Origin of the sequence: Nonomuraea sp. NPDC050404 (assembly GCF_040655495.1) — a bacterium.
Classification (GTDB): Bacteria; Actinomycetota; Actinomycetes; order Streptosporangiales; family Streptosporangiaceae; genus Nonomuraea.
Map to the genome: position 1 here is coordinate 1 of NZ_JBFAKB010000038.1, position 13,142 is coordinate 13,142.

The 13,142-nt window shown below is 71.1% G+C and carries 12 protein-coding genes; 7 read left to right on the forward strand and 5 right to left on the reverse strand.

The genetic code is table 11. The features are described from left to right. The first annotated feature begins 162 nt into the window (after positions 1–162). The 6 genes from AB0I81_RS56015 (at position 163) to AB0I81_RS56040 (ending at position 7,105) form a co-directional block, all read left to right on the forward strand. Positions 163–1,128, forward strand: coding sequence for a TIGR03620 family F420-dependent LLM class oxidoreductase (locus tag AB0I81_RS56015; RefSeq protein WP_360677135.1), 966 nt, complete (start codon positions 163–165; stop codon positions 1,126–1,128). Positions 1,129–1,295: 167 nt separating this feature from the next. Beyond that, entirely contained in the window at positions 1,296–2,885 is a 1,590-nt protein-coding gene (locus AB0I81_RS56020) for an FAD-dependent oxidoreductase (protein WP_360677137.1), read from the forward strand. Between the two features lie 9 nt (positions 2,886–2,894). Then, a complete protein-coding gene (locus AB0I81_RS56025; protein WP_360677139.1) occupies positions 2,895–4,088 on the forward strand; it encodes a cytochrome P450 in 1,194 nt (397 codons plus the stop codon). 43 nt (positions 4,089–4,131) lie between these two features. Continuing rightward, the gene (locus tag AB0I81_RS56030) at positions 4,132–5,253 is read left to right on the forward strand and encodes a mandelate racemase/muconate lactonizing enzyme family protein (RefSeq protein ID WP_360677141.1); all 1,122 of its coding nucleotides are present in this window, start codon (positions 4,132–4,134) and stop codon (positions 5,251–5,253) included. Positions 5,254–5,310: 57 nt separating this feature from the next. Next, positions 5,311–6,378: a mandelate racemase/muconate lactonizing enzyme family protein gene (locus tag AB0I81_RS56035; protein WP_360677143.1), complete on the forward strand. Its 1,068-nt coding sequence runs from the start codon at positions 5,311–5,313 to the stop codon at positions 6,376–6,378. Between the two features lie 10 nt (positions 6,379–6,388). Next, on the forward strand, positions 6,389–7,105 hold the full coding sequence (locus AB0I81_RS56040) for a FadR/GntR family transcriptional regulator (protein WP_360677145.1): 717 nt from the start codon (positions 6,389–6,391) through the stop codon (positions 7,103–7,105). A gap of 38 nt (positions 7,106–7,143) precedes the next feature. Here AB0I81_RS56040 and AB0I81_RS56045 read toward each other — a convergent pair whose 3' ends face one another. From AB0I81_RS56045 to AB0I81_RS56065, 5 genes are all read right to left on the reverse strand, one after another. Beyond that, on the reverse strand, positions 7,144–8,406 hold the full coding sequence (locus AB0I81_RS56045; RefSeq protein ID WP_360677147.1) for an enolase C-terminal domain-like protein: 1,263 nt from the start codon (positions 8,404–8,406) through the stop codon (positions 7,144–7,146). Positions 8,407–8,414: 8 nt separating this feature from the next. Next, positions 8,415–8,813, reverse strand: coding sequence for a universal stress protein (locus AB0I81_RS56050; RefSeq protein ID WP_360677149.1), 399 nt, complete (start codon positions 8,811–8,813; stop codon positions 8,415–8,417). Continuing rightward, positions 8,810–10,306, reverse strand: a complete 1,497-nt coding sequence (locus tag AB0I81_RS56055) for a tripartite tricarboxylate transporter permease (RefSeq protein WP_360677151.1) — start codon at positions 10,304–10,306, stop codon at positions 8,810–8,812. Before AB0I81_RS56055 ends, AB0I81_RS56050 begins: the two co-directional genes overlap by 4 nt. A 9-nt stretch (positions 10,307–10,315) precedes the next feature. Next, positions 10,316–10,864, reverse strand: coding sequence for a tripartite tricarboxylate transporter TctB family protein (locus tag AB0I81_RS56060; protein WP_360677153.1), 549 nt, complete (start codon positions 10,862–10,864; stop codon positions 10,316–10,318). A 68-nt stretch (positions 10,865–10,932) separates the two neighbouring features. Next, positions 10,933–11,940 carry a tripartite tricarboxylate transporter substrate binding protein gene (locus AB0I81_RS56065; protein WP_360677155.1) on the reverse strand — a complete coding sequence of 336 codons (1,008 nt, stop codon included), beginning with the start codon at positions 11,938–11,940 and terminating at the stop codon, positions 10,933–10,935. 170 nt (positions 11,941–12,110) lie between these two features. Here AB0I81_RS56065 and AB0I81_RS56070 point away from each other — a divergent pair, with 170 nt between their 5' ends. Further along, positions 12,111–13,034, forward strand: coding sequence for a LysR family transcriptional regulator (locus tag AB0I81_RS56070; RefSeq protein ID WP_360677157.1), 924 nt, complete (start codon positions 12,111–12,113; stop codon positions 13,032–13,034). Positions 13,035–13,142: the final 108 nt, after the last annotated feature.

Genomic DNA, 13,142 nt, shown 5'->3' on the forward strand with positions numbered 1-13,142 from the left:
GGGCTCAGAACCACGGCTTGACGAACCGCCGGATGCGGGCCCGCATGTCCGGTGGTGTGAGAGGAGGGTGAGGCGACCTCACCCTCCTACTCGATTGCCCGGCGGGGCCCACCGTGATCTCCAGGGGGCAAGTCATGGCACCCCCGTGAACCTCCTCCGACGATGATCCGCTTATCGTGGGCGGCGACGGCCGATGACGAGGTGGTGGGCGCGATGCCGGGTACGGATGAGATCGAGGCGCTGAAGCGGCGTCTGGGGCGCGTGGGGGTGTGGAACGTCACATTGAGCGGCGAACCGGCCGCGGCCGAGCGGGAGGTCGCCGCCGAGGTGGAGAGTCTGGGCTTCGGGGCGTTGTGGATCGGGGAGACGCCCAACGGCAAGGAGGCCCTGGCCCACGCCGCGATCCTGCTGGGCGCGACGAGCCGGCTGACGGTCGCGACCGGCATCGCCAACATCTGGGCCCGTGACGCCACCGCCGCCGCCAACGGGGCCAACACGCTGGCGGAGGCGTACGACGGCAGGTTCCTGCTCGGGCTCGGCGTCAGCCACGCGCCGGCGGTGTCGGTGAGAGGGCACGACTACGGCAAGCCGGTCTCGGCGATGCGCACGTACCTCGACGCCATGGACGCCACCGAGTACGCGGGCCCGCTGCCGCGGCCGGCGCCCCGGGTGCTGGCCGCGCTGCGGCCCAGGATGCTGGAGCTGGCCGCGCGGCGCAGTTATGGCGCGCATCCCTACTTCGTCACCCCCGAGCACACGGCCCGCGCGCGGGCGGTGCTCGGGCCGGAGCCCGTGCTGGCGCCGGAGCAGACCGTCATCCTGGAGACCGACCCGGACCGGGCACGGCAGACCGCCCGCCGGTTCACCTCCCGCTACCTGGCGCTGTCGAACTACGCCAACAACCTGCTCGATCTGGGCTGGAGCGAGGCGGACCTGGCCGACGGGGGCAGCGACGCGCTGGTCGACGCCGTCGTGGCATGGGGCGACCCCGAGGCGATCGTCGAACGGGTGCGTGCGCACCACGACGCGGGCGCCGACCACGTCTGCCTCCAGCCGCTCGCCGCCGACCCCAAGGAACTGCTGGAGCATCTGCGCGTCCTGGCACGGGCGGGCCTGGCCGAGCGCTGATCCGGTGGCAAACGCCGAGCGCTGATCCGGTGGCAAACGCCGAGTGCTGATCCGGTGGTGAAGACGCCGGTGGCAAAGACAGGGAAAGGATTGGCGGCGGTGAGCTAGGGCGCGCGCAGGACGGGGAAGGTTCCGCCCGGGAGTCCGACCGGGGGAGTGGATCGATCGTGAGGGTCGTCGTCGATCTGACGCGCTGCCAGGGGTACGGCCAGTGCGTGTTCCTCGCCCCCGACGTCTTCACCATGCACGAAGAGGCGCTTCTGTACGACCTGCAGCCCGCCGACGAGCAGCGCGAGCACGTCCTGAGGGCGGCGGCCGCCTGCCCGGTGCAGGCCATCCACCTCGACAGGACCGCCTACCCCACTCCGACGGCGGAGACGGGACCCGCCAAAGCGGGGAGCGACGGCCGTATCGTCATCGTCGGGGCCTCGCTGGCGGGGGCGCGCGCCGCCGAAGTGCTCAGGCGGGAGGGCTTCACGGGCTCGCTGACGATGATCGGCGACGAGCGCCGCGAGCCGTACGACCGCCCGCCCCTGTCCAAGCAGGTCCTCACCGGCCAGGTCCCGCCCGAGCACACCCTGCTGCCCCGCATCCGCGAGGTCGGGGCCGAGTGGTTGTGCGGCACACCGGCCACGGGCCTGGACCTGGCACGCAAGCACGTACGGCTGGCCGACGGCCGCGAGATCGCGTTCGACCGCGTCCTGCTGGCCACCGGCACCCGCGCCCGCCCCTGGCCGAACGAGGCCGAGGCCGCGCTGGAAGGCGTGCACACGCTGCGCGACGCGCGCGACGCCGCCCGGCTGCGGCAGGCGCTGGCCGCCGGGCCGCGCCGGGTGCTGATCCTCGGCGCCGGGTTCACCGGCAGCGAGATCGCCTCGGTCTGCCGTGAGCTGGACCTGCCCGTCACGGTCGTCGAACGCGGCCCTGCCCCGCTCGGCAACGCCATGGGCGGCGTCATCGGCGACGTGGCCGCGCGGCTGCAGCGCGAGCACGGCGTGGACCTGCGCTGCGACACGACCGTCACGGCGCTGGAGGGGGACGCCGACGGGCGGCTGCGCGGGGCGCGGCTGTCGGACGGCGGCACGGTGGAGGCGGACGTCGCCGTGGTGGCGCTCGGCTCGGTACGCAACGTCGAATGGCTGCGCGACTCCGGCCTGGCCGCCGGCGTGTGGGGGGTGACCTGCGACGCGGGCTGCCGCGCCGTGGACACCAACGGCCTGGTCACCGACGACGTGTTCGTGGCCGGCGACATCGCCCGTTTCCCGCACCCGCTGTACCAGTACCAGTTCATGACCCTGGAGCACTGGGGCAACGCGGTCGCCCAGGCGGAGATCGCCGCGCACAACATGGTGAGCGACCAGGCGCACCGCTGGCCGCACCTGGCGGTGCCGGTGTTCTGGTCCAGCCAGTTCGGCGTCAACATCAAGTCGGTGGGCGTGCCCACGTTCGCCGACGAGATCGTCATCACCCAGGGCTCGACGGCGGAGCGGCGCTTCGTCGCCGTGTACGGCTACCAGGGCCGCATCACCGCCGCGGTCACCTTCGACCAGGCCATGTGGCTGGAGTTCTTCCAGCGCCAGATCGAGCGGGCGGTCCCGTTCCCGCCAGATTTCCGACATGTCGGGCGGCGCGCGGACGACGGCGTGCCGGTGCCCGCTCAGGTGCCCGAGCGGCTGGTGGCCACGGCGGGGGCGACGGTCGTGGTCACGGGGCACGACCCGGCGGAGCGCCGCGCCTCGCTGGTGCATCCGGAGTAGGGGGAGAGCATGCACGACGCCTTCCGGCAGATCCTCGATCCGGTCGGCCGCGCGGATCCGTACCGGTACTTCGGCGCGCTCAGGGACGAGCCCGTGGCGCGGCAGGAGGACGGCTCGTACGTCGTCAGCACCTACCGGGAGATCGTCGCCCTGCTGCACGACCCGCGCGTCAGCTCCGACCGCCGCAACCTCGGCGACGGCGGATCGGTGTCGCCGGAGCTGCCGGTCTCCTTCATCGGCCTCGACCCGCCGGAGCACGACAGGCTGCGCCGGCTGGCCATGCGGCACTTCGGGCCGCCGCACGCGCCGGGCACGGTGGAGCGGCTGCGCCCGCACATGCTGGAGATCACCACCGGGCTGATCGACGCGCTGGCCGGCAGGAACCGGGCCGACCTCGTGGACGAGGTGGCCTACCCGCTGCCGGTGGCGGTGATCTGCCGGCTGCTGGGCGTGCCGCAGGAGGACGAGCCGCACTTCCACGCCCTGGCCGACGAGATCATCGAGACTCTCGGGCCTGGGGAGGAGGACCGGGCCGAGCGCGAGCGGGCCCGCCAGGAGAAGGGGCTGGAGCTGGCGCGTTACCTGCGCGGGCTGGCCGAGGCGCGCGGCCGTGAGCCGCGCGAGGACATGTTGTCCGGGCTCATCGCCGACGGCGGCATGACGACGCAGGAGGTGGTCGCCACCTCGGTCCTGCTGCTGATCGCGGGGCACGAGACCACGATCAACCTGATCGCCAACGGCATGCTCACCTTCCTTCGCCACCCGGAGCTGCTGGTACGGCTGCGCGAGGAGCCCCGCCTGATCATCCCCGCGGTCGAGGAACTGCTGCGCTACGAGCCGCCGGTGCAGTTCATCTCCTCCCGGGTGGCGCTCGACGACATCCAGATCGCGGGCACCACGATCCCGGCCGGCTCGCCGATCGTGCTCGCGGTGGCGGCCGGCAGCCGCGACCCGGCCCACCTGGCCGACCCCGACGGCTTCCACCTGGACCGGCCCCGCAACGAGCACCTGGGCTTCGGCGGGGGAGCGCACTACTGCTTCGGCGCGCCGCTGGCCCGGCTGGAGGCGCAGATCGTGCTGAACGAGCTGATCCGCAGGCTGCGTAACCCGCGCCTGGTCGCCGACCCGCCCCCGTACCGGCCGAGCGCCGTCCTGCGCGGGCCGCGTCACCTGCTCGTGGACTTCGACGAAGTTGTCGGATAACTTATGGACTCGTACGATGACATACGAGTTCGTTAGGACCCCCATGGATCGCATCCGGCACGTCACGCTCTCCTCCGTCACGCTCCCGCTCGACGTCCCCATCAGCGACGCCAAGGTCCTCACCGGGCGGCAGAAGCCGATGACCGAGATCGCCTTCCTCTTCGCGGAGATCTCGACCGAGGACGGCCACAGCGGCACCGGGTTCAGCTACTCCAAGCGGGCCGGCGGCCCCGCCCAGTACGCGCACGCCAAGGAGGTCGGCGAGAACCTCCTCGGTCAGGACCCGTCCGACATCGGCAAGGTGTATGAGTCGCTGCTCTGGGCGGGCGCGTCGGTCGGCCGGTCCGGCGTGGCCACGCAGGCGCTGGCCGCGATCGACGTGGCGCTGTGGGACCTGAAGGCGCGGCGGGCCGGGCTGCCGCTGGCCAAGCTGCTGGGCTCCTACCGCGACTCGGTCAGGACGTACAACACCTCCGGTGGTTTCCTGCACGCGCCGATCGAGGAGGTCAAGGCGCGGGCCACGCAGTCGCTCGCGGACGGCATCGGCGGCATCAAGATCAAGGTCGGCCAGCCGGACATGAAGGAGGACCTGCGCAGGCTCGCGGCCGTACGCGAGCACCTTGGGGACGACGTGCCGCTCATGGTGGACGCCAACCAGCAGTGGGACCGGGCGAGCGCGCTGCGGTTCGGGCGGGCGGTGGAGGACCTGGGACTCGTGTGGATCGAGGAGCCTCTGGACGCCTATGACGCCGAGGGGCACGCGCAGCTCGCCGCCGCGCTGGACACCCCCATCGCCACCGGCGAGATGCTCTCCAGCGTCGCCGAGCACGTACGCCTCATCGAGGCGCGCGCCGCCGACATCATCCAGCCGGACGCCCCCCGCGTCGGCGGCATCACCTCCTTCCTGCGCCTGGCCGCCCTCGCCGACCACGCGGGCCTGCAACTCGCCCCGCACTTCGCCATGGAGATCCACCTCCACCTGGCCGCCGCCTACCCGCGCGAGCCGTGGGTCGAGCACTTCGAGTGGCTGAACCCGCTGTTCAACGAGCGTCTCGAAACCCGCGACGGGCGCATGATCGTGCCGGACCGGCCTGGGCTCGGGTTCACGCTCAGCGAGCAGTGCCGCAAGTGGACGGTCGATTCCGTCGAGTTCGGCAAGGCCTGAGCCGTGCGGATCGAATCGGTTAAGTTCGGGCGTTATGCCGTGCCTCTCGCGCGGCCGGTGAGTGACGCCAAGGTGGCCACGGGGCGGCAGCGTCCCCTCTCGCAGATCGACATGCTGACCTGCGAGATCGAAGCCGGGGGCCTGACCGGGCTGGGCTTCTCCTACACCACCCGGGCGGGCACGCCGGCGCAGTTCGCGCACGTCAAGGAGGTCGGCGAGAACCTCCTGGGCGAGGACCCCGCCGACATCGGGCGAATCTACGAGCGGCTGTTGTGGGCGGGCGCGTCAGTGGGCCGGTCGGGCGTGGCGACGCAGGCGCTGGCCGCGATCGACGTGGCGCTGTGGGACCTGAAGGCGAAGCGGGCGGGCCTGCCGCTGGCCAAGCTGCTCGGGGCCTACCGCGACTCGGTCAGGGTCTACAACACCTCCGGCGGCTACCTCCAGGCGCCGATCGAGGAGGTCAAGGAGCGCGCCGCGCAGTCGCTGGCCGCCGGCGTCGGCGGGATCAAGATCAAGGTGGGTCAGCCCGACATGCGGGAGGACCTGCGGCGGCTGACGGCCGTACGCGAGCACCTGGGGGATCAGACCCCGGTGATGGTGGACGCCAACCAGCAGTGGGACCGGGCGAGCGCGCTGCGGTTCGGGCGGGCGGTGGAGGACCTGGGGCTGGTGTGGATCGAGGAGCCTCTGGACGCCTATGACGCCGAGGGGCACGCGCGGCTCGCCGCCGCGCTGGACACCCCGATCGCCACCGGCGAGATGCTCTCCAGCGCCGCCGACCTGGTACGCCTCATCGACCTGCGCGCCGTCGATTTCCTGCAGCCCGACGTGCCCCGCGTCGGCGGCATCACCCCCTACCTCAAGGTCGCCGCCCTGGCCGACCACGCGCACCTCCAGGTCGCCCCGCACTTCGTGATGGAGATCCACGTGCACCTGGCCGCCGCCTACCCGCGCGAGTCCTGGGTGGAGCACATCGAGTGGCTCTCGCCGCTGTTCGAGGAGCGGCTGGAGATCAAGGACGGGCGCATGCTCGTGCCGGACCGGCCAGGGCTGGGGCTCGGCCTCGCCGAGCAGGCGCGCGGGTGGCTGCTCGACAGCGTCGAGTTCCGCGATGGCGACCGGTAGATTGTCCCGCGTGCCGCCAGACCAGAGGCTCGACCGCGACACCGGACGGGGGCTCGCGCACGAGCTCGTGGAGCGGCTCAAGGCCCGCATCCTCGCCGGTGAGATCGCGCCGGGCGAGAAGCTCCCCACCGAGTCCTCGCTCATCCGGGAGTTCGGCGTCAGCCGTACGGTGGTCCGCGAGGCCGTCTCGCGGCTGCAGGCCGCCGGGCTCGTCGAGACCTTCCAGGGGCGCGGCTCGTTCGTGCTGGCACTGCCCGCCTCCACCGCCTTCTCGGTGGAGGCGGCGCAGGTCCGCACCCACCGCGACGTCCTCGACATGATCGACTTCCGGATCGGGGTCGAGTCGGAGGCGGCCGGGCTGGCCGCGCAGCGCCGTACGGACCTGCAGCTCAAGGCCATCGAGCGGGCCCTGGTCGATCTCGGGAGGACCGGCGAGCAGCCGGGCAACGCCGTGGAGGCCGACTACGAGTTCCACCTGAAGATCGCGCTGGCGGCGAACAACCGGTTCTACTCCGACCTGCTCGCGTCGCTCGGGCCGATGATGATCATGTTGCCGCGGACCCGGCTGGAGGACGTGTACACGGTCTCCAACGCGGGCCACTTCACGCGGGTGACGCTGGAGCACGAGAACATCTACCGGGCCATCGCCGGGCAGGACCCGGCGGCGGCGCGGGCGGCGATGCGGCTGCACCTGTCCAACTCCCGCGCCCGCCTCCAGGCGCCCTAGTTCCGGCTCCCGCGCCCGCCTCCAGGCGCCGTAGGCACCTACCAGCGGGCGGTGTTGGGGGAGAAGTCCGGCACGATCGAGCGCATGTACGCCGTGTCCTCCCGGCCCCGCTGCCCGCACCTCACGTACTGCTCGTGCAGCGCCGCCAGCGCGTCCTCATCCACCTCCACGCCCAGGCCGGGCCCGGTCGGCACGGCCACGCCGCCGCCGGAGAACTCCAGCGCGCCCGGCTTGACCACGTCCTCCGTCTTCCACGGATAGTGCGTGTCGCAGGCGTAGGTGAGGTTCGGGGTGGCGGCGGCCAGATGGGTCATGGCCGCCAGGCTGACCCCGAGGTGGGAGTTGGAGTGCATCGACAGGCCCATGCCGAACGTCTCGCAGATGCCGCCGAGCAGCGCGGAACGCCGCAGGCCGCCCCACAGGTGGTGATCGGACAGGACGACCTGCACGGCGTCGGCGGCCACGGCCGGTTTGAGGTGCTCGAAGGCGATGACGCACATGTTCGTGGCCAGCGGCAGGTCCGTGTGCTTGGACACCTCGGCCATGCCCTCGATGCCGGGCGTCGGGTCCTCCAGGTACTCCAGCGCGTCCTTCAGCCGGTCCGCGACCTTGATCGAGGTCTCGACGGTCCAGGCGCCGTTCGGGTCGATGCGCAGGGCGTGCCCGGGGAAGGCGTCGGCCAGGGCCTCGATGGTCTCCATCTCGTGGCGGGGGTCGTACACGCCGCCCTTGAGCTTGATGGCGGTGAAGCCGTAGTCGGAGACCATCCGCCGCGCCTGGGCGACCAGCTGCTCGGGCGTGCGGCCCTCGCCCCAGGTGTCGTCGTCGTGGCCGGGGTGGCCGGCCCACTTGTAGAACAGGTAGGCGGAGTACGGCACGTGGTCGCGTACGGCGCCGCCCAGCAGGTCGCTCACCGGCCGGCCGAGCGCCCTGCCCTGCAGGTCCAGCAGCGCCACCTCGAACGGCGCGACCACGGTGTCCACGGCGCAGGAGACCTCCAGCATGCCGCCGAAGCTCGCGCCCGCCCCGCCGGTGGCGGAGCCGAGCGCGCCGGCCACGATCTTGCGCAGGCCGTTCAGGTCGAAGGCGTCCGCGCCGGGCAGGGCCGCCGCCACCGCCTCCAGCCGGCCCAGGTGGGCCTGGTCGGCGTAGGTCTCGCCCAGCCCGACCAGGCCCTCGTCGGTGTGCACCCGGACGATGGCGCGCAACACGTACGGCTGGTGCACGCCCACGACGTTGAGCAGCGGCGGGTCGCGGAAGGCGACCGGCGTCACCTCGACCCGGCTGATCCGTCCCGCCACGCGCGGGCTCATTGGGCGGCCGTCTTCACCGTCAGGACCGGCACGGTGGACTCCATGAGGATGCGCTGCGCCTCGCTGCCCATGATGAACTTGCCCACCAGCGAGCGGTGCCGCAGCCCGATCACGATGAGCGTGGCGCCGGTCTCGGCGACGAGCCGCTCGAAGGTCTCCGGCAGGTCGTCGTCGTGCAGCGGCTGGCGCAGCTCGGCGTCCACGCCGGCCTCCCGCGCGCGCCGCAGCAGCGCGCTGCCGGCGGCGTCGTCGATCTTGTGCTCGTCCACGGGGGCGCCGCGGCGCGGGGAGTTCACGATGATCACGCGTTCCCCGCGCAGCGCGCCCTCACGCAGGCCCGCGTCCACGGCGGCCTCGCCCTCGGGCGTCGGCAGGTATCCGACGAGGATGGTCATGAGACTTTCTCCTTGGACTTGCTCGGCACCGCTTTGCGGATCAGCGGCCAGATCAGCACGACCACGACCAGGGCGAAGATCGTGCCCGAGATGGGACGGGTGAAGAAGCCGGTCGGGTCGCCGCCGAAGATGAGCAGCGACTGCCGCGCCGAGCTCTCGATCATCGAGCCGAGCACGAAGGCCAGCACCAGCGGCCCCGGCTCGAAGCCGAATTTCTTCATCAGGTAGCCCAGCAGGCCGAACCCGATGACCAGGAAGATGTCGTACACCTGGTTGCGCACCGTGTAGGCGCCGAGCAGCGTGATGAGCACCGTGATCGGGGCCATGATGGCCGGGCGCACCCGCAGGATCTTCACGAACAGGCCCACCATCGGGATGCTCATGATCAGCAGCAGGATGTTGCCGATGTACATCGAGTTGATGACGCCCCAGAACACGTCCGGGTGCTCGGTGACGAGCTGCGGCCCCGGCTGGATGCCCTGGATGAGCAGCGCGCCGAAGATCAGGGCCATGGTCGCGTTCGCCGGGATGCCGAGTGTCAGCAGCGGGATGAACGAGGAGGTGGCCGCCGCGTTGTTGGCGGTCTCCGGCGCGGCCACACCCTCGACCGCGCCCTTGCCGAAGCGCTCGGGCTGCTTGGCGCGGCGCTTCTCCAGCGCGTACGCGGCCAGCGAGGACAACACCGCGCCGCCGCCGGGCAGCACGCCCAGCACGAACCCGATGAGCGAGCCCCGCCCGATCGCGCCCTTGGCCTGGCCGAGGTCCTTGCGCGAGGGCCACACGTTGCCGACCTTGGCCGGCGCGTGCACCTTGTTGTGCCGCTCCTCCAGGTTGTAGAGGATCTCGCTCAGGCCGAACAATCCCATGGCGATCGGGATGAAGTCGATGCCCTCGGCGAGGTTCAGGCTGCCGAAGGTGAAGCGCTCGGCGCCGGTGAAGGTGTCGCGGCCGACGGTCGCGAGCAGCAGGCCGACGCCGGCCGCGATGATGGCCTTGAGCTTGTTGCCGTTGCCGATCGCGGAGATCAGCAGCACGCCGAGGATGCCCAGGGCGGCGTACTCGGGCGGCCCGAAGTCGACCGCGAAGCCGGCCACGATCGGGGCGACGAGCGTCAGGCCGAGAATCGAGACCGTGCCGCCGACGAAGGAGCCGATGGCCGCGATGCCCAGCGCCGTGCCCGCCTTGCCCTGTTTGGCCAGCGCGAAGCCGTCGAAGACGGTGACGACCGAGGACGCCTCGCCGGGCAGGCGGAGCAGGACCGAGGTGATCGTGCCGCCGTACTGGGCGCCGTAGAAGATGCCCGCCAGCATGATGATCGCCGAGACGGGGCCGATGCCGTACGTGATCGGCAGCAGGATGGCGATGGTCGCGCCGGGGCCCAGGCCGGGCAGCACGCCGATGAGCATGCCGATGATGACGCCGATGAAGCAGTACAGCAGGTTGGCCGGCTCCAGGACGACGCCGAAGCCGTTGAGGATCGGGGAGATGTCCATGTGACTTTCTCAGATGAGGCGGGGGAGCGGGATCTGCAGCAGCAGCACGAAGAGCACGTAGAACACGGCCACGGCGGCGATGCTGATCACGATGGACGAGCGCCACGACTCCTTGCCCAGCCAGCGCAGCCAGATGAACATCAGCAGCAGCGAGGGGACCTCGAAGCCGATCACCGGCAGCAGCGCGGCGAGCCCGACGAGCGTCACCACGCCGACCGCGACCTGCACGCTGGCGCGGGAGAAGCGCTCGCTGTCCTCCAGGTGGCGGCCGGTGACGACGAGCACCGCCGACAACACGGTGATGACCACGCTGATGGCGAACGGCCACAGGCCGGGGCCGGGCTGGGTGAGCTGCCCGAGCCCGAGCGCGTACGAGCCGGCCATGCCCAGCACGCCGACGGCGAGCGCCACCACGGCAGCCGAGATCTGGGAGATCGGGCCACCGTGCGGCGGTCTGGCCTCCTCCATCTCGGCCTGGAGCCGGTCGGCCTCGGCCTGCAGCAGATCGGCGTCGGCAGGTTCCGCGCCTGGCGGCCGGGCCGGGTCGGATGTGGACATGAGCGCTCCTTCGTGGCGGGCAAGGACAGGGACCGGCGGCCGGGCTGCGCCCCGCCGCCGGCCGGGCGTCAGCCGGTCAGGCTGATGCCGAACTTGTCCAGCTGCGACTTGAACGTGGTGGAGTCGTTCTGCAGCGAGGTGAGCACCTCCTGCGGGGCGACCTCCATCGGGGTCAGCGAGTTCTCCTCGTTGAACTTCTTGTACTCCGGCGTGGCGAACGTCTTCTTGGCCGACTCCAGCAGCTTGGCCTTGACGTTCTCCGGTGTGCCCTTGGGCGCGGTTAGGAACCGGTACTGGGTCACCTGGACGTCGAAGCCCTGCTCGATGGCGGTCTTCACGTCGGGCAGGTACGGGATGCGCTCCTTGGAGAAGACGGCCAGCGGGACGAGCTTGCCCGCCTTGATGTTCTCGATGGCCTCGCCGATCTGCATGGTGGAGACGTCCACCTGGTTGCCCAGCAGCGCGGTCAGGTTGGGTGCGCCGCCGTCGAACGGCACGGCGGTGGCCTTGACGTCGGCCGCGCCGAACGTCAGCGCGGAGGCGAGCTGCGCGCCGGTGCCGACGCCGGTGGTGCCGTACCTGATCGTCTTGCCGGCCTTCTTCAGGTCGTCGATCGACTTGTAGCCGGACTTGGTGTTGGTCGCCATGACGTAGTCGTCCCGCGAGACGCCGGTGATGACGTCGAAGGAGTCGATCTTCGTGGCCTCGGCGGGGGACACCGTGAGCGGCGTGATGGTGAACAACGACGCGTTCTGCACGGCGATCTTGTAACCGTCGGGCTTGGCGGACTGCAGCTCCTTGGCGGCCAGCGAGCCGTTGGCGCCGGGCTTGTTCAGCACGGGCGCGGTGACCCCGAGGTCCTTGGCCATGCCCTGGGCCAGGGCCCGGGTGATCAGGTCGGACGAGCCGCCGGCCGAGGCGCCGACGCTGAACTCGATGTTGCCGGAGGGATAATCCCCATCGCCGCCGCCCGAGGAGGTCGTCTTGACACCACCGCAGGCGGTCAGCGAGACCGCGGCGGCGACGCCGGCCACACCCAGGAGGATACGGCGGGGGGCTGTCCGAGATGTCAGCATTGACTTCTCCTTCATGCGGGCGGAGGCCGCCCGTGGATCTCTGTGAAGCGGAGTGAGGGGGTTGCGTAAGGTTACGGCAAGGTTTCCGCTCTGTAGTCTCCGGAGACTAGGGACCAGCCTCGATGCCTGTCCAGGCTCAATTCGGTATCAAGTGATACTCTATGCGCATCATGCTAACACTCGATCAGATCCGAGCATTCGTGGCGGTCGCCGAGGAGTTGCACTTCGGCCGCGCCGCTGATCGGCTGCGCATGACCCAGCCCCCGCTCAGCCGCCACATCCAGAAACTGGAACGCCTGGTCGGGGTCACCCTGCTGGAACGTGACAACCGGCGTGTCGTGCTCACCGACGCCGGTCGCGGTTTCCTGGAGGACGCCAGGCGCATGCTCTCGCTCGTGGACACGGCCGGTGACCGGGCGCGCAGGATCGCCAGCGGGGCGGCGGGCACCGTACGGCTCGGCTTCACCGCCGTCTCGGCCATCAGCATGCTCGGCGCGCTGCTGCGGCGGTTGTCGGAGCGGCTGCCGGAGATCGACGTCATCCTGCACGAGCGGGTGACGGCCGGGCAGGTGGACGGCCTGCTGCGCGGCGAGCTCGACCTGGGCCTGGCCCGCCCGCCGTTCGACATCGACACGCTCAGCTCCCGGGTCGTCTTCCGCGAGCCGCTGTGCGCCGTCGTCCCGCTCGGCCATCCGCTGGCCGCTCTCGGGCGGCCTCTGGCACCCGACGACTTCGACGGCCTGCCCGTGGTCAGCTACAACCCGGTCCAGTCGCGGTACTTCCACGACCTGACCGTGCGTTTCCTCACCAACGCCCACCCCCGCATCGAGCAGCAGGTGCACCAGATCCTCACCGCCGTGCTGCTCGTCGCGGCCGGCCGGGGCGTGGCGCTGGCCCCCGCCAGCGCTCGCTCGCTGGGCGTGGACGGCGTAGCCTTCTGTGACCTCCTGCGCGGCGGCGGCGACCCGCTGGACGGCGACGGGAGCACGGGCGAGCCGGTCGAGCTGCACGTCATCTGGGACCGCGAATCGACCAACCCGGCACTCGGCCGGGTGCTGGAGCTGCTTCCCGATCTTGGTCTGGCCAAGGCATGATGCTTTGTGGGTATCGCCAGATACAGAATCGCACTTGGACAGGAATAACTCCACTTCCTTAGCCTGACGAGCGTCAGTCCCTATCGGCGGTGCGGGGAAATCCCACGA